We start from the raw sequence: 18,893 nt of genomic DNA, 5'->3' as shown, positions 1-18,893 counted from the left end.
GTGCGCGCCGGCCTGCCCCGCGACCCCGCGCAATGGATCGCGCTCGCGCTCGCCCTCGCCGCGCTGCTCGCCGGCGCCTGGCTCCTCCGCCGCTCGCCCGCCACCGCGCGGGCCGGCCCCGCGCCTCCACGCCCCGGCGCCGCGCGCTCGGGCCGCGACCCCGCGCCCCGCTCCGGCGCGGCCCTGGGCGCCGCGATCGCCGCGGCCCTCTCGGTCGTCGCGGCGCTGCTCTCGGCCGCGTACGTCGCGGTCTACCTGCGGGGCGGCCCCCGCATCATCGACGCGACCAGCTACTGGCTCGAGGCGCGCGCGATGGCGGCCGGCTACCTCGCGTGGCCGCTCGATGTCGATGAGCCCGCGGCCTCCGTGCTCGGTCGCTTCCTCGTCCGCAGCGACGCGATGGGCGACACGATGGCCGGGCGCGGCGCGGCCGAGGTCGCGGTCCTCTTCCCCCCGGGCTACCCCGCCCTGCTCGCGCTGGGCTTCCTCGCGGGCGCGCCGCTCGCGGTCGGCCCAGCGCTCGCCGCGGCGCTCGCGATCGCCACCTACGACCTGGCCGCGCGGTTCGCGCCGGAGGGCCCGGCCCCGTCCGGGAGCGCCGCGCCGATCCGCTTCGTTCCGCTCGTCGCCGCGCTCTTCTCGGCGCTCTGCGCCGCGCTCCGCTACCACACGGCCGACACGATGTCGCACGGGCTCGCGGCCCTCTGCTTCACCGTCGCGCTCGCGTCGGCGCGGCGCGCGCTCGACGAGGCCCGCGCCGCCGCATCGACGGGCGCCGCGACGGGGCCCCTCGATCCGGCGGTCCGCGCCGCCGCGCTCGCCGGGCTCGCCGCCGGCTGGCTCGCGGCGACGCGCCCGCCGAGCGCGCTGGCGCTCGCCGCGACGCTGCCCTTCGTGATCCTGCCGGCGATCGCGCCGGGGAGCGCGGCGGCCGGCACACGCGAGGGCGATCCGCCGCCGCGCCCCTCGCCGCGGCTCGCGCGGCTCGCCGCGGCGATGGCGATCGGCGCCCTCCCCGGCCTCGCGCTGCTCGCGGCCCACCAGCGCGCCGCGACGGGCGCCTTCGCCTCGTCGCAGGCCGCGTACTACGCGGTCTCGGACGGCCCGCCCGGCTGCTTCCGCTACGGCTTCGGCGCCGGCGTCGGCTGCCTCGGCGAGCACGGCGACTTCGTCCGCCACAACCTCGCGGAAGGATACGGCTTTCTGGCGGCTGCCGGCACGACGCTGCGCCGCCTGAAGCTCCACCTCGTGGACGCGCTCAACGCCGAGCCGCTCGCGCTGCTCGTGCTCGCCGGCGCCGTGATCGCCTGGCGGCGGCCGCGCTCGCGCGCCCTCGCGATCGCCCCGCTCCTCCAGGTCGCCGCTTATGCCCCCTTCTATTTCGACGGCAACTACCCGGGAGGCGGCGCGCGCTTCTTCGCCGACGTGCTGCCGGTGGAGCACGTCCTCGCGGCGATGGCCGCCCTCGCGCTCGCCGAGCGCGCTGCGACGGCGGCGCACGCGGAGCGCGGCCCCGCGCGCCGGCGTGGCGCGCTCCTCCCGGCAGCGCTCCTCCCGGCTGCGCTCCTCGCGGCGGCGCTCCCGCTCGCCGGCTTCGCCTTCCGCGCGGGCTTCGACCACGCCGCGCTCCGCGATCGCGAGGGCGGCCTGCCCATGTTCGACCCCGGAGCCGTCGCGCGCGCGGGCGTCTCGCGCGGCCTCGTGTTCGTCGACACCGATCACGGCTTCAACCTCGGCTTCGATCCCGCGCCGGAGGACATCGCGGTGCTGCGCTACCGAGGCGACGCGATCGACCGCATGGCGTGGGAGGCCCGCGGTCGCCCCCCCGCGTACCGCTACCGCTTTACGATCCCGGACGGAGGCGGCCTCGCCTCGGTCTCGATCACGCCGCTCGTCTTCGACGCCGTGCCGCCCGGCGAGGCCCGCATCGAGGGCGAGTCGCTGTGGCCGCCCCGCGACCAGCGCGGCGCCTTCGCGCTGCCCGAGCACGCCGGCGGCACGTGCGCGTCAGGCGGGCGCCTGCTCGCGGTGCACGCGGCGGGGCGCGGCGAGGCGGTCGTCCGGGTCGGCCTGCCCGCCCCCTGGCTCCGCGGCGCCCGGATCAGCCCGCGCGTGGCGCTCTCCGGCGACGGCGCCGGCGAGGTGCGCCTCCTCGTCGATGGCGCCCTGCTCCACATCTGGCGGGTCGAGCCCGCTGCGCCGAGCCCCCCCGGCGCGCCGCTCGCCTGCGCCGAGCTCCCGCCGTATCCGATCCCCGAGGGTGCCGTCGGAATCGAGCTCTCCCTCGCCCGCGAGGACGCGGCGGCAACGTGGGAGACCAGGCAGACCGGGCAGGGAGAAACCGGAGCCCTCTTCGCGCTCGACGCGCTCTCCGTTGTGGGCGGGAATTCGGTTGACCGCTAGTCCCGTAACATGCGAGCTTTTCATAGGATTCTGTTGTCGTGCGGCTCCTGGAGCGGCGCATCCCCTGGAGCTCTGCGGTGGAAAGCGGCAAGTCGAGCGCCGGCGGCGGTCCGCTCGGGTGGGGGAGGTCGACCATGACGAAAAGCGAGCTCATCGACGCGATCGCGGGACGGGGGGAGCTCACCAAGGCTCGAGCGGAGCTCGTGGTGAACTGCGTCTTCGACGCGATGACGCAGGCGCTCCAGCGCAACGAAGGCATCGAGATCCGCGGGTTCGGCAGCTTCACGGTCAGGCCGTACAAGCCCTACAGCGGCAGGAACCCGCGCACGGGCCAGCCGGTGCCCGTGCCCGCCAAGCGCCTTCCGTTCTTCAAGGTCGGCAAGGAGCTCAAGGAGCTCGTCAACGCGAGCCGCGCGTACGCGATCTCGGGTGACGACGACGACGAGGACGAGGACGACGAGGAGACCGACGACGAATGAGGCGGCGCGCGGCGCGTCCGTGACGTGACGCGCCCCACGGCGAGGCGACGTGACGACGTCGCTCGCGGCGCCCTCTTCGCTCCTGCGCCCTCTCCGCGCGCCGAGGCGCGTCGCCCCCCCTGGCGGGCGGTTCCGCTGCGCGGTAGAAGCGGGCCCCCATGGTCCCCGCCGAACGTCAGCTCCAGATCCTCTGCAAGGGTGTCGTCGACCTCCACGTCCGAGCCGAGCTCGAGGAGCGGATACGCGAGGGCAAGCCGCTGCGCGTGAAGGCCGGCTTCGACCCGACCCGGCCCGATCTCCACCTCGGCCACACCGTGGTGATGCAGAAGATGCGGGAGTTCCAGGAGCTCGGGCACCACGTGGTCTTCGTGGTCGGCGACTTCACGGCGATGGTCGGCGACCCGACCGGCAAGAACGAGCTGCGCCCGCGGCTCTCGCGCGAGGAGGTCGTCGCCGCGGCGGAGACCTACCAGGCGCAGGCGTTCAAGGTCCTCGACAAGAACAGGACCGAGGTCCGCTACAACTCCGAGTGGCTGAACAAGCTCGATCCGACGCAGATGATCGAGCTCTGCGCGAAGTACACCGTCGCCCGCATGCTGGAGCGCGACGACTTCAAGAAGCGCTACGAGGAGGCGCGGCCCATCTACGTGCACGAGTTCATGTACCCGCTCCTCCAGGCCTACGACTCGGTCGAGCTCGAGGCCGACATCGAGCTCGGCGGCACCGATCAGCTCTTCAACCTGCTCGTGGCGCGCGACCTGATGCCCCGCTACGGCAAGCGCGCCCAGATGGTGATGACGATGCCGCTCCTCGAGGGCACGAACGCGCGCGTCGAGGACGGGAAGGTCGTCGGCGCCAAGATGTCGAAGAGCGCGGACAACTACGTCGGCATCACCGAGCCGCCGTTCGACATGCTGCAGAAGCTGATGCTCGTCGATGACGGCGTGATCTGGCGGTACATGGAGCTCCTGTCGTCGCGCCCGCCCGAGGAGATCGCCGCCCTGCGGGGGGCGGTCCTCCGCGGCGAGCAGGGCGTCATCGCGGTGAAGGAGCTCTTCGCGCAGGAGATCGTCACCCGCTTCCACTCGGCGGAGGACGCGCGCGCGGCCCTCGAGCGGCGCCGCAGCGTCGCGGCCGGCGGCCTGCCGGAGAACATCGAGGAGCTCCAGGTGGCGAGCGACCGCGACACGATCCCGATCGCCAACGCGCTGGCGCTGGCGGGGCTCGCCGAGTCGACCTCCGCGGCGCGGCGCCTCGTGAAGGGCGGCGCGGTGCACCTCGAGGGCGAGGTGGTCAAGGACGAGCAGCTCAAGCTCGAGCGTGGGAAGCGCTACCTGGTCCGCGTCGGCTCGAAGAACCGCCGCTTCGCCTACCTCGTCGTTGGCTGACGCGCGCGGGCGAGCGCCTCGCCGGCGCGCCGTGCTCGGCGGCGTCCTGGGCTGCGCCCTCGGCCTCGCGCTGCCCTCGTGCGGCGGCGCGCCGCGGCCGCCCGCCCGGCCGAGCCCGCCGCTGCCGCCGCTCGCCACGGCGGACCTGACACGCCTCCTGCCGCAGGCGGGGCTCAGGTGGCTGGTCCTCGTCCGGCCCCGCGAGGTCGCGGCGGTGCCGTGGCTCATCCCGTCGATCGCGCTCGTGGCGCCCGAGGAGAACCTGGCCCGGCACGCCCGCGCGACCGGCGTCGATCTGCGGCAGGTGCGCGAGGCCGCGATCGCGTCGTACGCGGGCGCCGGGCCGGCGGGCGGCGCCACGCTCTACGTGGCGCGCCACAGCGGCGATCCGCGCGCCATCGAGCGCCTCTTCCGGCGGCGGCTCACGGGCAAGGAGCGGCGCGCGCTCGATCGCCCGGACGTCGTGCGCGTGACGGGCGACATCGGCACGAGACCGCACGCGCTGGTGCTGCTCGGCGAGGACGTGGCCTGCGTGCAGGACGGCGGCAGCCCGCTGCGCGGGCCGGCGCGCGTCGCGTCGCTGTACGCGCTCGGGCGCCTCAAGCGCTCGCCCGCGGCGCTCTCGGGCGGCCCGCTGCGCGCGCTCGAGGCCCGCCTCGGCCCGGCGCCCGTGCGCGCGTTCGCGCCGGGGCCGTTCGACGGGGAGCTCGCCCACGGCGCGCGGGGGCTGCTCGCGGCGGCGACCGCCGTGGGCGCGGCCGCGAGGCCGAGCGCCCGCGAGGGGATCGCGCTCGCGATCGCGGTGGCGGGCGATTTCTCGGCGAGCGGGGAGGCCGCCTCGGAGGAGCTCCTGGCGGCCTGGAACGAGCTGGCGGGCGGCTCGTTCGGCCACCTGCTCGGGCTGGACGCGCCGGTCGAGCCGCCGCTCGCCACCCACGCGCCGGACGCGGTGGCCGTCGCGGTCGAGCTGAACCCGCGGGCGCTCGCCCGGGGGCTCGCGGCGGCGACCGGCGAACGGCTCGCCGAGATGCTGCGGTAGGCGCGGCGGCGCCTCGCCGCTAAATTGGACGCCGTCAGCGCCATGCCCACCACGACCAGCGGCTTCTTCCTGCAATGTGCCTCCCGCGGCACGCTCGAGCTCGTCTTGCCCGCCGCCGACACGCCGTTCGGCGTCGAGCACCACCGCCGCGAGGAGGCCTCCGGGCCATGGCGTCACGTGGCGACGTTCGCCAGCGGCCTCGGCCCGGTCGAGGCGGTGTCGCTCATCCAGAGCAACTTCGGCGATCCAGGCCACCTCGAGGCGGTGGCGCGCCTCGGGGATCGGCTGGCCGCGTTCTGGTGCGCGCCATCGAGCGAGCCGTCGTGGAGCGAGCCGCGCTTCTTCGCGGAGGGCGCGGCCGGCGACCCCGCCCTGATCCAGGGCGGCTTCGGGGGCAAAGGCAACTTCGAGCTCGTGGTGCCCCACGCGCGCGGCGGGATCGCGCACTACCACCGCGACAACGACACCGCGGAGCTCGGCTGGCGCGGCCCGCTGATCTTCGGCGAGGGGCTCGGTCGATTCGAGGCGGTCGCGATGATCCAGCGCGTGGCCGGCGCGCCGCACGGACCCCACGCGCCCGGCGACCTCGAGGTCGTCGCGCGCGTCGGCGATCGCCTGGTGATGTTCCGGCGCTCTCCCGGGTCCGGGGCTGCGTGGCACGGCCCGGAGGAGGTGGTCTCCGGGGTCCGCGGGGCACCGGCGCTCGTCCGGAGCACGATCGGCGGACCTGGGACGCTCGAGCTGTTCTCGCCGCTCGCGCGCGTGGGGCTCGCGCGGTGGAGCCGTGACGACGGCGCCCGCTTCCGCGGTCCGACGGTGTTCGCCACCGATCTGGGCCGGTGCGACGCGGTATCGGTGATCGAGAGCTGGCCGCTCGGGCGAATCGAGCTCGCCGTGCGCGCCGAAGGGCGGATCGTCCACGCGACGCGCGACGGCGCGGTCTGGTCGCAGCGCGCGATCGTCGGCAACGCGTCCCCTTCACCGGCGGACGTCCCCTCTCCGGCGACGCTCCCTCCGCCTGCCACCACGACGAATCGCCCGCCTGCTGCGACCACCTCTCGCCCCCCCGCCGCCACGACGAATCGCCCGCCTGCTGCGACCACCTCTCGCCCGCCTGCAGCGACCACCTCTCGCCCGCCCCCCTCGACGAGCTCGCCTCCGCCTGCGCCGCTCCCCACCGGCGCTTCGCCGCGGCTGCGCGCCGGGCCGCACCGGGCGGGGTTCCGGCGCATCGGCGCCCTCTCGCTGTCGGCGGACGCCTGCTACCCCGACACGTGGCCGTTCCAGGGCGCGCTCTACCGGTGCCCCGCGCGGAGCGCCGCGCTGCTCTACTACCCCGCGTCCGCGGACGGCGAGGAGGCGCCGATCTCGTCGGGAGGCCCGTTCCCGGTCATCGCGATCGCCCACGAGCGGCGCCTCGCCACGAGCGCGGCCACCGCCGGGTCGCCCGCGGGCCTTGCCCAGGACTACCGCCAGCTCGCCGGCGTGATGGCGCACCTCGCGCGCTGGGGCTTCGTCGTCGTCGCGCCCGATCTCTCGTGGCTCACGCCCGACGACGCGCCGCTGCGCCGCGCCGCGGTGCTCCGGGACGCGCTCACGCACCTCCGGGCCGGCTCCCGGGGCCCGCTCCTGGCCGACTTCGCTCGGGTGGGCTTGCTCGGCCACGGGCTCGGCGCGCAGGCGGCGCTCGCGCTCGCGCTCGACGCCGCTTGCCCGTTCGACGTCCGCGCCCTCGCGCTCCTCGCGCCGGCGGGCGCCCCCGAGCGCGCGCTGTCCATCGACGCGCTCGCGCCTCGGCCGGCGCTCGTCGTCCGCGGCACCGCGGACCCCATCGCCGCCGCGGTCCCGGCGGCGCTCTACGACCGCGCGCGCGCTCCGAAGCACCTCGTGACCCTGCCCGGCGCGAACCACTTCGGCTACACCACGTCGCTCGGCCTCGCCGAGCCGCTCGACGGCCGCGCCGGGCTCTCGCGGCGCGAGCAGCAGGCGATCGCGATGGGCTACCTCGCCGCGTTCTTCAATGGCTACCTCCGGGACGCGCGCGGCGACCTCGACGCGCTCTCGGGCAAGGCGTCGCTCGAGGGGCTCGAAGCACGTGAGATCCCGGTCAGCGCCGAGGTGCCTGACGGAGCAACTGGCTCCTAGGCGCAGCCGGCGGGGCCGCGGCCGGACGCGCGATCGACGCGATGCTACTTTCCGTGGCGTGTACCAGCTCGGCGGCCTCGTCGTCACGCTCGTCAACGGCCTCCTCGGCCTGATCCTCTGGCGGCGGCTCCGCGCGGCGTTCCCTCGGCATGCAGCGCTGATCAGCGGCCTCTGCGCTGCGGGCCTGCTGCTGGCCGCGCTCCCGGCGCTGCTCATGGCCGCGGCGAGCTTCTCGGGGCTGCGCGCGCTCCAGCGTCACGCGCCGGAGCCGCTGGCGCTGATCGCCATGGGCGCGCAGGTGGGCCTGCTCCTCTACGGGTTGCTCCTTGGGCTCGTCACGCTCGCGAGTGCGGCCGTCCGGGCGCTCCGACGGCTCCAGCCGCCCCGAAACGCCGGGCCTTCAACTGACGTCCAGACTGCGACGAACGCGCAGGCCAGCGCCGGCGCTCAGGCCGATTCGGCCGCTCGGGACATCCGCGTGCCTGCGGAGGTCGAGGCCCGGCCGGAGGCCATCGACGAGCGCCGCCGCCGCCTCGTCGTCGGCGCGACATGGGCGCTGCCCGCGGCGGCGGTCGCGGTGTCGATGGGCGGCGTGCTCGCGTCGCGACAGCGTCCGGCCGTCGTGAGGCTCGCGCTGCCGGTGCGCCGCGAGCTGACGAGCCTGCACGGCGTCACCATCGCGCAGCTCAGCGACGTGCACGTCGGCAGCTTCATGGACGCCGAGCGGCTCGACGAGCTCCGCGACGCCATGAACGCGCTCCGCGCGGACATCCACGTCGTCACCGGCGATCTGCTCGATCACCACGTGTCGCAGCTCGAGCTGTCCGCGCGGCTGCTCCGGGGGCTGCGCCCCGCCCGAGGGCAGCTCTTCTTCTGCATGGGCAACCACGAGTACATCGCCGCCCGCTCGGCCAGCGTCGGGACGATCGTGAAGGGCCTCGAGGAAGCGGGCGCCCAGGTGCTCGTCGACGAGGCGCGGGAGGTCCGCATTGGCGGTAATCGCCTGTGGATGGGCGCCATCGACTACCCGAGCCGCGCGCGCCCAGGAGAGCCCGCCCGGCGCCCGACGCGCGACGGACTCGATCGAGCGCTCGGCCAGATGCGGGACGACGGCGCGCCGCGCGTCCTCCTCAGCCACCACCCGGGCACGTTCCGAACCGCGCGCGAGCTGCCGTTCGATCTGATGCTGTCCGGCCACACGCACGGCGGGCAGATCTCGCTCGGCCGGATCGGCGATTACGCGCTCACGCCGATGTTGCCCGCCGGGCTCTACCACAACGGGCATTACGAGCACGGCGGCCGGCGCCTCCACGTCAACGCCGGCGCCGGGGGCTGGCTGCCGGTCCGCATCAACTGTCCACCGGAGATCACGCTCGTCGAGCTCGTGCCCGCGTGACGCCGCAGGAAGGGTCCCCACCCCCTTGCGCCCGCGGAGCTCTCGCCCGGTGGACGCGCTCCGTCTCCCGGGTGAAACTGCGGGACATGGCACAAGCCGCGGTCCGCACCGGCCTTTCGCCGCAGGAATACCTGGACTTCGAGCGTTCGTCGCCGCTTCGTCACGAATACGCGGACGGTGAGCTCTTCGCCATGGCGGGCGGCACGCTGGAGCACAGCGCGATCGCCGCGAACATCCTCGGGGAGCTGCGCAACGCGCTCCGCGGTCGGGGGTGCCGGGTGCTCACCTCCGACATGCGCATCAAGATCGCCGCCACGCGCCGCTACGTGTACCCCGACGGCGCCGTCGTTTGCGCGCGTCCCGAGTTCGAAGACGAGCAACGCGACACGCTCCTGAACCCACGCGTCCTCCTCGAGGTGCTCTCCGACTCCAGCGAGGCCTATGATCGCGGGGACAAGTTCGCCCAGTACCGGACGCTACCGTCGCTCGAGGAGTACGTGCTCGCATCGCAGAAGGCGCCGCGAATCGAGGTGTTCACGCGGCAGCCAGACGGCAGCTGGCTGCTCCGGATCCACGGCCCGGGCGAGCAAGCAGAGCTGTCGTCCCTCGGCGGCGCGCTCGACGTCGACCGGGTGTACCTGGACGTCTTCGAACGGGATGCGATGGGAGAAGCGCCGAAGGACGCGCCCTGACGCGCTGAGGGCGACCGGCGTCTCCCGGGGCCAGCCCCCCTCGGCTACAGCGTCACCTCGAACGGCGCGCGCGCGAGCTCTTCGCCCGTCTCCGACCGCACGACCGCCGTCCACTCCCCCGCCTTCCGCGCCCCGCGCGTGAACGCCCACGTCCGCCACCGCGGCGACGGCCCGACCCCGAGCGTCACGTTCCCGACCGGCTCCCCGCCGCCCGGCGGGACGAACGCCACCGTCACCTCGCCCTCCACGTCGCTCCGGTTCTCGACCTCCAGGTACGCATAGAGCCGCGGGGTCTCCGGCGCGTGGAACGTCGTCCCCGGCGCCACCGGCTCGCGGTCCTTCACCCCCTCCGCGATCACCAGCCGCTTCACCTTCAGCTCCGCCGCCCCCCTCCCCTTCTCCTTGGCCTCACGGCTCCCCTTGTCCGCCACGACATTCGCGTCCGGCGCGGGCGCCGTCACCGTCGCGGCCGGCAGGCCTGCGGGCGCCGCCGCCGTGGCGGCAGCAGGCTCGGGGCACTGCGTCGCCGCGGGGCACGCGGCAGCGGCCGGCGCCGGAGGCCGCGCGTCGTGACGCTCGCCGCAGCCGGCGAGCCAGACCGTGCAAAGCGCCAGAAACGTCATCCGTCGAGCCATCTTCATTGCCATCGAAGCACTCCTCCGCAATCCGGGGCGTCCCGGCCTCGCCACCGGATATGGCAAGGCGTGGACCGCTTCTGGCTCATTGAAATCACTGAAGATTTTGGCTGACCTGTGGTCGCTCGGCCGCGCCCCGTGTGTCCGTCGAGACGGCCGACCCGCGCCGCCGCGATCGACCCGAGCCCCCGGCCTCCTCGAGTCGACGCGCGGACGAGATGCCGACCGCGAGTTCTCGCTCACGTCGAGAGGTTCACCCGCCCGGCTTCCCTCCAGAAGCGGGGTCAATCCCGTCCGCCCGCATCCGCTCGGCGCTCGCCGGCCCGGCCACGGTGCCGGCCGGGTGCACATACCACCCGGCCGGATCCGCCTTGTCCGGATCGTCGCGGACCTTGAGGACGGTGAACATTCCCCCCATGTCGATGTACGAGAACGGCCCGGCCCCGCCGCGCATCGGCAGGCTGTTCGCGGGGATCGGCATGGGCATCTCGCCCATGCCGCCCATCCCCGTGGTCCCCATCGTCATGTAGCCGGGCATCACGCGGCTCATCCGCCGATCGAGCGCGCGGGTCTCGGCGCCGACCATGTTCGGCAGGCCATGGCCCATCTGCATCATCGTGTGATGCGTCATGTGGCAGTGCATCGCCCAGTCGCCCGGCTCCTCGGGGACGAACTCGATGACCCGCGTGCTGCCGACCGGGACCAGGACCGTCGTCTCGGGGTACTGGGCCGACTCGGGGACAAACCCGCCGTCCGTCGCCGTGACCTGGAACGACAGGCCGTGCAGGTGGATCGGGTGGTGATCCATCGGGCCGAGGTTCCCGAGGCGCACGCGCACGCGCTCGCCGCGGCCGACGACGAGCGGCGCCGTCGCGGGGAACGCCTTGCCGTTGAACGTGAGGACATTGAAGTCGCTCATCGCGTTCGGGTCGGGCCGGCGCGCCCCCGCGTTGATCTTCCACTCGTGCGTCATCAGCACGAAATCCCGGTCCACGCGCGGCCCCCTGGGCCTCCTCGGGTGCACGACGAACATCCCCACCGCGCCCAGCGCGATCTGGGTCATCTCGTCGAAATGCGAGTGGTACATGTACGTCCCCGGATACCGCACGACGAACTCGTAAACATACGTCTCGCCGGGCTCGATCGGGCGCTGGGTGAGCCCGGCGACTCCATCCATGCCATTCGGCAGCACGAGGCCGTGCCAGTGGACCGTGGTGGCCTCCGGCAGGGAGTTCGTCACGTAGATGCGCAGTCGATCGCCCTCGACCGCCTCGATGGTCGGGCCGGGCGTGCTCCCGTTGTAGCCCCACACCTCGCTCTTCAGGCCGGGGGCGATCTCGTGCTCGAGGGGGCCGGCGACGAGGTGGCCGACCTTCACGCCGTCCACCACGCGCAGCGGGAGCGTGCTGCCGTTCGGCGTCACCACGGCGGGTTGCCCCCCGGGCGCCGCGGTCCGGCGAGACGGAGGCGTCGCGGTGCCCGCGGCGGGCGGCGCGCCAGGGCGCTGCTGCGCATGGGCGAGCCCTTGCGTGAGGATGGCGGCGCCGGCGGCCAGACCGCCCGCGTGGATGAAAGCACGTCGGTCCATGTCAATGCCCTCCTTCGCCGGTGGCCGAGGCCCTCGGCATCGCGGCGGGAGCTCCCGCCCCCGCGGCCTCGACGCGGCGCCCTGCCAGGAGCGCGTCGAACGCAGCCTTCGCCGTCCAGTGCTCGCGCAGCGCCTCGACCGCCGCGAGCTCGGCGTCGAGCTGCTCCCGGCGCGCCGAGAGCAGCTGGAAGACCCCGACCTGCATCGCGTTGTACTGGAGCAACGTCTGCTCCAGCACCCGCTTGCGCGCCGGGAGGATCACGCGCGCGTAGTGCCGCGCGCGCGCGTGCGCGAACAGGAGCCTGCTCTGCGCCTCGCGGACCGCCGAGCGGACGTCGACGGCGCGCCCGTGGTAGCGCTCGAGCAGGCCGTCGAACTCCGCCGCCTGCGCGGCCTCGGCCCCCTGACGCCGATCGAAGAGCGGGAGCGAGAGGCGGACCCCGGCGCCGAGGACCCACGGGTGCTCGTGCGCCTCGCCGCTCGCGCCGAGCTCCCGCTCGCCGTGCACGCCGATCGCCACGTCCGGCACCCAGCCCTCGGCGCGCAAGGCCCCGGCGCGCCCCGCCGCCGCCTCGAGCCGGCTGCGCAGCTCCGCGAGCTCGAGGCTCGCCCGCAAGGCCAGCGACTCCGCGCGCGGCGGCGTCGCGAGCGCCTCGGGCGCCGCGGGGACCGCGCCGGCGATCGTCCAGGAGGTCGCCGCGCCGGAGAGGCCGAGCAGCCGGGTGAGCCGCTCGCGCTGCGAGAGGAGCTCCAGCTCCATCTGCGCGGCCGTGACGCGGGCCTCCTCGTAACCCGCCTCCTGCGTCGCCACGTCGAGCTCCGGGACGTTTCCCGCCTCGAAGAGCGCGCGGGCGGCGTCGCGGGCCGCGGCGAACGCGTCGAGCGCGCGGTTCGCGATGCCGAGGCGCTGCTCCGCCGCCTGCGCGGCGTAGAACGCGGCGCGCACCTGGTAGCCGAGATCGACGACCGCGCCCGCGGCGCGGTAGCGCGCGGCCTCGTGCTCCGAGCGCGCCGCCCTCGCGTGGAGCGGCGAGAGGAGCGCCGACGTGAGGTCGATCTCGACCTCGAGCTCGAGGTGCGCGTGCTCGACCCCCTCCTGCTGCGGCGTGACCCCGATCGCGATCTCCGGGTTCGGCAGCTTGCCCGCCTGCTCGAGGTTGCCCCGCGCGACGCCGACCTCCTTCAGCACGGCGCGCAGCTCGCGGTTGTTGAGCAGCGCGATCCGCACCGCGGCGTCCGCGGTGAGCGGCTGCCGCGGCGCCTGGCCGAGGGCGCGCGCGCCCTCGGCCGGCGCCGGATCGACCTCCTCCGACGCCGCGCTCGGCGGGAGCTCGAGGCGGGAGAGCTCGCGGATCCGCGCCATGTCGGCGGTCGACGACGGGGCGGCGCAGCCGGCCGCGGCCGCCGAGGAGAGCACGAGGCCCGCCACGAGCGGCAGGAGGCGCGAGGCGCGCGCGCGGGCTCGCCGGCGTTCAGTGCGCATGGACGGGCTCCTCGGGCGTGGCAGCCGCCGGGCCGCCCTCCGGCGGCCTCGCCGGCGCCGGGCCGTGATGATGGTGGTGGTGGTGCTGGTGAGGGTCGGCGCCGGCGCCCGCGGCCCCCGCCGGCTCGAGCCCGACCCAGCCCGCGGCGGGCTCGCCGGGCAGCGGAGGCTCCTCCGAGAGGGCGACGCCGATCCGCGGCGAGGGAGCTTCCGCGGCCTGCGGTGAGGCAGCAGAGGACGCGGGGAAGCTCGCGGGAAGGCTGCGCGGCGCGCAGCCGGCGAGCGCAGCGACGAGCATCAGCAGGGCGTTCAGGCCGGCGAGGTGAGGTGATTTCATGGAAGCCGCTCCAGCGTGGCGAGTGCGATCACGTGCGGGGCCCGAGGGCGACGGCGCCCCGCGGCGGCTTCATGCCGCATTTGAGCTCGAGCGCTCCAGAGCTCAGCGCAGGAAGTTGGATCGCGAGCAGCGTCGTCCCGGGTTGCATGCATGGCCGACGCGCGCGGCCCGGCGGTATTACACGTCGCCGCTCCCGGCCGCGCGCGGTCAGGCGTGGATGTACACGAGCGTCCCGCCCTTGTCGTTGAACGCGGCGTGCCAGCCCTCGGGGACGGGGGGATCGGTCCACGCGAACAGCCACGCCGCGTCGGCGGGCGCGAGGTTCACGCAGCCGCTGCTCCGCACCTTGCCGAACGCGTCGTGCCAGTAGACGCCGTGCAGCGCATAGCTGTTGTGGAAGTACTGGACATAGGGCACGTCCCGCAGGTCGACGGACGACTCGCTGAGCTCGTCGCCGTCCATCGTCGCCGTGACGTGCTTCTCGCGGATGAAGAACGTGCCCTGCACGGTGGCGCTGGTGGTCGCGGGATCGCCGAGCTCGCCCTTGCCCGTCGAGACGAGGGTCGCGAAGACCGGGCGCTCGCCCTCGTAGGCGACCAGCGTCTGGAGCTCGATGGAGATGTCGATCCACTTCCTTCCGCGCGCCGCGTGCCCCCAGAAATCGCGGCCCAGCCGCGCGACCCGCAGCGCGGACGCGGGGATCCACACGCCCGCGTCGGTCTCCGCATAGGCGCCGCCGGCGGCCGTCTTGCCGGTGAGCACCCAGCCGGAGCGGTGCGCCGCCCAGCCGTCCGGCCTGAGCTCGCCCGAGGCGTCCGGCTTCAGCGTGCGCACCCCGTGGTGCATGACGAACGCGGGGGTCCCCTCGCTCTTCACCTCCACGCCGCGCATCGCCGTGGGGGCGACGGCCGAGGTGCGATCGATCGGGATGAGGTCGAGCTCGGTCGTCAGGCCGAAGCGCCGCCCTGTCCACGCGAAGGTGGAGATCAAGCCGAAGGCCGAGTCGGCCCGCGCGCGCCCGCGGTGCGCGGGGAAGCGGACCTTCTCGGCAGCGCCTACCGGCTTGGGCAGGTCGCGGCGGCTCGCGAAGAAGGGCGTGAGCGGCTCCGGCTCGCCCAGGAGCGCCTCGTCGCGGCGGGACCACGCGGGCGTGCCCTGGGCGCGCGAGCGCCCCTCGACGCGCCGCTGCTCGGCCTCGCTGGGGAGGTGGACATAGAGGTGCGGCGGCGGCTTCCGCGACACGACGTACCGGTACGGATACGGCTCGCCACGGCGCGGGCCGGCCGGCGTCGCGGCGACGATGTCGTGGTCCAGGTCGAGCGAGGCGCCCTTGCCGACGCACACGAAGCCGCGGGGATGGATGGCGTACCACCCGCCGGCGCACCCCGCGTCGCCCGACGGCGCCGCCGCGCGCTCGACGAGCGCGCCGGCCCGGAGGTAACCGAGCTTGCGCGCGCCGCGCTCGGGCGCGGCGTACACGAACGTGCGCATGGCGATGCTCGCGAGCTTGTCGCCGCGCCCGGGCCGCAGCGCCTCCCTGGACGCCGCGGGCGCGGCCTCGACATCCGCGCCGCCGTCCAGCGGCTCCACGACGCCCGCGGCGGCGAGCGCCGGCTGCGCGGCGGCCGAGCGCCCCGGCGGCTCCTCGCCCGGGCCGCAGGCCGCCACGAGCGCCGACGCAGCGAGCGCCGATGCGCGCCGCAGCCGATCCAGACCACCGCGGCGACGCGCGCGCGCATCCGGGAAAGAGCAAGCCATGACGAGCAACGGGACTCGTCTAGCTCAGAGGCCGCCCGCCGACCAGACCGCCCGCGCGGCGCGACGTCTCGACCCGACCGAGCAGCCACGGCAGTTCATCGCGCGCGCTCCCCCTCGCGTCGCCGAGCGGCGTTTACCAGCGCGGGTCGCCGTCGATCAGCCAATCAAGCGCTCTTCGGGTCTCTTCGGCCACAGGCCCGTCGTACCGGTGGCCCGCCTCCTTGCTGCGCGCCACGCGAGCGAGCACCCCCGCTTTCTCCAGGCGCGCCGCGGCCGCCGCAGCGGCGCCGCCGCACCCGGCCTGCGCGCAGACGAAGAGGACCCGCTGCCCGCCGCCGTCCGCGAACGCCTTGGCCGTCGCCGGGGTCCACTTGTCGTGTCCGCCTTCGACCAGCACGAGGCGCGGGAAGAGCGCCGCCCGGCGCGCGGCGATCGCAGAGCCCATGATCGCGCCCAGCGAGAAGCCTGTATAGAGCACCGCGCCGGGATCCACGTGCTCGGGAAAGCGCGCCCGCAGCGCCGCGAGCCCCGCGTCGATCTCCTGCTCCAGGCGGGCGTTGCTCTCGTACGTGAAGCGGACGTCGCTCGCCGACGGCGAATCGGGCCGCGCGACGCCCCTCGGACACAGGACGAAGACGCCGTCTCCCACGATGTCGCGCCACACCTGGCACTGCCACTCGGGCCGATCGTAGTTGCCGTGCGACGCGATGAGCACGGGACGCCGCGCGGTGGCGCCGTTCGGCACCGACACCACGGCGCTCGGAAACCCCTCGACAGGGAGCTCCACGAACGGCGCGTCCGCGCGGAGCGGCGCGGCCCTCGGCGCTGCGGCCGCCGCGTCCCCGGCGGCGGCCGCCGATGTCGCGCCGCCGTCCGCGGCCTCCGGCGTCACGCCGCCGTCCGCGACCCGCGCTGCCTGTTCCCGCGCCGGGGCGAGCGCGACGCTGGGCGGCGCGGGCGCCGGACCGGCGGAGCGGCCTGAGCGGTCACAGCCGAGCGCCGCCGCCGCAAGGAGCGGCAGCGACACGAGCGAGAGGAAGAGGAACGTGACAGGGAACGCCATCCGACCCAGAGGATGACGCTTTCCTACGGGAGCGCCTCCGCGAGCTTGTCCGCGAGCGGAGCGCCCCAGCCGGTCGGATAGTCCCAGCCGGGCCCCGCGCTGAACCCCTCGGGGGTCTTGCCCTCGGCGATGTCGCGGAACGCGGCCTGCACGCCCGCATCGGTGTAAAGCGCCCGGTTCAGCCACCCGGCGACGGGCTTGCCCTGCGCGATCCGGTGGCTGTTCACCGACGCCATCAGCCCGGCGAACACAGGCGCCGCAAACGAGGTGCCGCCGCGCTGATCCCACTCGCCCAGGAAGTAGAGCCAGTACGGGAAGTCCGACGACGCGCTCAGCGCGACGTCGGAGACCGCGCGCGTGCCCTGCGCGTCCGTCACGACGCTCTCCTGCCACCACGGCGTATCAAAGGCGCGCGATCGGCCCGAGCCGGAGCCGCGCCACGCCACCTCGCGCGCGACCTCGCCGCCGTCGCCGATCTCGAGCACCGTCCCGCCGACGCACGTCACATACGGGCTCGACGACGGCACGTCGGGCCTGCTCGAGTCGCCGCTCGCGACGACGATCGTCATCCCGAGCGCCGCGCCCATGCGCGCCGCCTCGTTGTATTGCTCGCGGATCGGCTGCGCCTCCGTCTCCTCGCGGTGCGCGAACGACGTCGAGAGCACCGACACCTCTCCGGCAGCGATCGCCTCGTTCCACGCATAAAGGATGGAGTGGGTGCGCGCGTCCGGTCCCTGGTACGCGATGAGCTCCGCCATGGGCGCCATCACGCCCGACCACTGCATGTCCAGCGTGCTCTCGATATAACGCGTGGAGATCGGATCCGCGGTGACCACTTCCTCGGGGTTGTTGCGCGAGACGCCGAACGACCGCCAGAACGACTGGAGATCCCGGGTCTTGAACGTCGCCCCGACAACGACGCCGAGCTTCACGCCCTGCCCGCTGTGGCCGGCGGTGTGGAGCGCTTCGACCCCATAGGCCCGCGCGATCTGCGCGGGCGTGTACCCCTGCTCCACCTCCGGCGGTGGCTCCTCCTCGATCGAGCCCCCCTCGGCCGGGAGCGGCTCGGTGTCGGCGGGGATCTCGACCGAGATGACGCCCGACGCGAGGTCGATGATCCGCTGCGGCGGCCTGAGCGGATCGAGCGCGCCGAACGTGCGGAGCGGCTTGCCGCCGGCCGCGGGGTTCTCGCGCTCGAAGTCGCGGAGCTCGGTGTCAAACGCGGTATTGAACTGCTCGACCGTGCCCGCGAACTCGAGCAGGAGCCGGTTCTTGGACCGCCGCCGGATCTCCATCCCCTGCTTGACGAGCCAGTCTTCGACGGCCGCCACGTCGCTCTCGGACGGGGCGTGGCGCTCCATCCAGGTCTCGACCGACATGTACTTCCGGAACGTGTCCGGCTTCCCGGGATCGTACATGTCCTCGATCGCGCTCTCGAGCCCGGGGACATCCCGGGTCGGGAACCCCATCAGCGCGCGGAAGCGGTCCTCCTCCGGCGCCGCGCCGAAGTCCATGTAGATCCCCGCGAGCGGCCGGGGAAGGCCGCTCGGGAGCACGGGTCCGTCTTTTCCGCACGCTGTGCCCCCGAGGGCGAGCAGCGCAACGCACCAAACCGAGAGCGAACGCATCAACGAGGCCCTGCGAGCGAGGGGGGAAGGAGTCCGTCAGGCGCGTCTCAGCACCACACGTGCTCGATGAGGTAGCAGGTGTAGGTCCCCGGCTTCCATGTCTCGGGGCGCCCGCCGGTCGTGTTGTCGGTACATACCTCGCAGTAGGCGTGGATGCAGTCGGGGTCGGTGCTCTGCGGCTTCGCCCCGGGGCCCGCCGGGGGCTCCTCGGTGTAGAAGAACCCGTCGGTCCTCAGCTGATCGAGCTCGCTCTCCGACAGCTTCCCGAAGGCGGCCTCGTCCGAGGAGATGCTGAACCGATCGTCCGACGCCTCGGTCAGGACGGGCGCCGGGTAGTCGCCGTAGTCCGCCTGCTCGATGGCGGCCATCTGCTCCGAGAGCAAGACCTCCTTGCCGTTGCCGGTGGAGAGCTTGATGCGCGCGTAGTCGATGGCCCCCCCCGAGTAATCGAGGGCGTAGACCGTGTCTCGGCTCATGTCGAGGTTCAGGAACTCGCTCGTCTCGAGGGCCTTCGAGACCTCCGCCTGGGTGATCCGCTCGTGCGCCGCCGCGTCATCGACGGGAGCCTCCTCCGACGCGCCGCATCCGGTGAAACCGGCCACTGCGATGACGCCGAGCGCAACACTGAGAGCGAGCGATTTGGAAGAACGGATGGACTGTCGAATCATGATGGCGTTCCTTTCTTATGGGCTCACTGACGGCGCTCGCCTGGCCTCGCGCGGCCAGCGGGAGCTCCCCCATGTCGGTCCTGCGTCGGTCCTGCAAACGATCGCTTGCTTGTCGGACGCCACGACTCCGGCGAGTCGAGTGGAATGAGGGGAAGATGAATTCATTTCAACGGTGCCGCAGGCACCCCATA

15 protein-coding genes are annotated in these 18,893 nt (G+C 74.2%); 7 read left to right on the top strand and 8 right to left on the bottom strand.

All coding sequences use genetic code 11. The annotated features are described in order from the left end of the window. The 7 genes from WMF46_RS02715 (at window position 1) to WMF46_RS02685 (ending at window position 9,542) form a co-directional block, all read left to right on the top strand. A complete protein-coding gene (locus tag WMF46_RS02715) occupies window positions 1-2,403 on the top strand; it encodes a hypothetical protein (protein WP_437984157.1) in 2,403 nt (800 codons plus the stop codon). Between the two features lie 134 nt (window positions 2,404-2,537). After that, window positions 2,538-2,882, top strand: a complete 345-nt coding sequence (locus tag WMF46_RS02710; protein ID WP_437297590.1) for an HU family DNA-binding protein — start codon at window positions 2,538-2,540, stop codon at window positions 2,880-2,882. 158 nt (window positions 2,883-3,040) lie between these two features. Next, the gene (tyrS, locus tag WMF46_RS02705; RefSeq protein ID WP_437984156.1) at window positions 3,041-4,270 is read left to right on the top strand and encodes a tyrosine--tRNA ligase; all 1,230 of its coding nucleotides are present in this window, start codon (window positions 3,041-3,043) and stop codon (window positions 4,268-4,270) included. After that, a complete protein-coding gene (locus tag WMF46_RS02700) occupies window positions 4,263-5,309 on the top strand; it encodes a hypothetical protein (RefSeq protein ID WP_437984155.1) in 1,047 nt (348 codons plus the stop codon). Before tyrS ends, WMF46_RS02700 begins: the two co-directional genes overlap by 8 nt. 42 nt (window positions 5,310-5,351) lie before the next feature. Beyond that, on the top strand, window positions 5,352-7,454 hold the full coding sequence (locus tag WMF46_RS02695) for an alpha/beta hydrolase (RefSeq protein WP_437984154.1): 2,103 nt from the start codon (window positions 5,352-5,354) through the stop codon (window positions 7,452-7,454). 58 nt (window positions 7,455-7,512) lie between these two features. After that, window positions 7,513-8,850 (top strand): metallophosphoesterase, encoded by a 1,338-nt coding sequence (locus WMF46_RS02690; protein ID WP_437984153.1) that lies wholly within the window; start codon window positions 7,513-7,515, stop codon window positions 8,848-8,850. An 86-nt stretch (window positions 8,851-8,936) separates the two neighbouring features. Next, the gene (locus WMF46_RS02685) at window positions 8,937-9,542 is read left to right on the top strand and encodes a Uma2 family endonuclease (protein WP_437984152.1); all 606 of its coding nucleotides are present in this window, start codon (window positions 8,937-8,939) and stop codon (window positions 9,540-9,542) included. A 44-nt stretch (window positions 9,543-9,586) separates the two neighbouring features. Here WMF46_RS02685 and WMF46_RS02680 read toward each other — a convergent pair whose 3' ends face one another. The 8 genes from WMF46_RS02680 to WMF46_RS02645 all read right to left on the bottom strand — a co-directional run bounded on the left by WMF46_RS02680 (window position 9,587) and on the right by WMF46_RS02645 (window position 18,702). After that, entirely contained in the window at window positions 9,587-10,189 is a 603-nt protein-coding gene (locus WMF46_RS02680) for a DUF2914 domain-containing protein (RefSeq protein ID WP_437984151.1), read from the bottom strand. 241 nt (window positions 10,190-10,430) lie between these two features. Further along, a complete protein-coding gene (locus WMF46_RS02675) occupies window positions 10,431-11,765 on the bottom strand; it encodes a multicopper oxidase family protein (protein ID WP_437984150.1) in 1,335 nt (444 codons plus the stop codon). Window position 11,766: 1 nt separating this feature from the next. Next, window positions 11,767-13,248 carry a TolC family protein gene (locus WMF46_RS02670; RefSeq protein WP_437984149.1) on the bottom strand — a complete coding sequence of 494 codons (1,482 nt, stop codon included), beginning with the start codon at window positions 13,246-13,248 and terminating at the stop codon, window positions 11,767-11,769. Then, the gene (locus tag WMF46_RS02665) at window positions 13,238-13,585 is read right to left on the bottom strand and encodes a hypothetical protein (protein ID WP_437984148.1); all 348 of its coding nucleotides are present in this window, start codon (window positions 13,583-13,585) and stop codon (window positions 13,238-13,240) included. Before WMF46_RS02665 ends, WMF46_RS02670 begins: the two co-directional genes overlap by 11 nt. Window positions 13,586-13,792: 207 nt before the next feature. Further along, window positions 13,793-15,343, bottom strand: coding sequence for a L,D-transpeptidase (locus WMF46_RS02660; protein ID WP_437984147.1), 1,551 nt, complete (start codon window positions 15,341-15,343; stop codon window positions 13,793-13,795). A 133-nt stretch (window positions 15,344-15,476) separates the two neighbouring features. Next, window positions 15,477-16,406 carry a hypothetical protein gene (locus WMF46_RS02655; protein ID WP_437984146.1) on the bottom strand — a complete coding sequence of 310 codons (930 nt, stop codon included), beginning with the start codon at window positions 16,404-16,406 and terminating at the stop codon, window positions 15,477-15,479. A 23-nt stretch (window positions 16,407-16,429) separates the two neighbouring features. Beyond that, window positions 16,430-17,962: a S53 family peptidase gene (locus WMF46_RS02650; RefSeq protein WP_437984145.1), complete on the bottom strand. Its 1,533-nt coding sequence runs from the start codon at window positions 17,960-17,962 to the stop codon at window positions 16,430-16,432. A 119-nt stretch (window positions 17,963-18,081) separates the two neighbouring features. Next, window positions 18,082-18,702: a hypothetical protein gene (locus tag WMF46_RS02645; protein WP_437984144.1), complete on the bottom strand. Its 621-nt coding sequence runs from the start codon at window positions 18,700-18,702 to the stop codon at window positions 18,082-18,084. Window positions 18,703-18,893: the final 191 nt, after the last annotated feature.

This window comes from Sorangium sp. So ce117, from assembly GCF_051524395.1.
GTDB lineage: Bacteria > Myxococcota_A > Polyangia > Polyangiales > Polyangiaceae > Sorangium > Sorangium cellulosum_B.
Note: the sequence above shows the minus strand (reverse complement) of the source record. Positions and strands in the feature narration are given on the sequence as shown.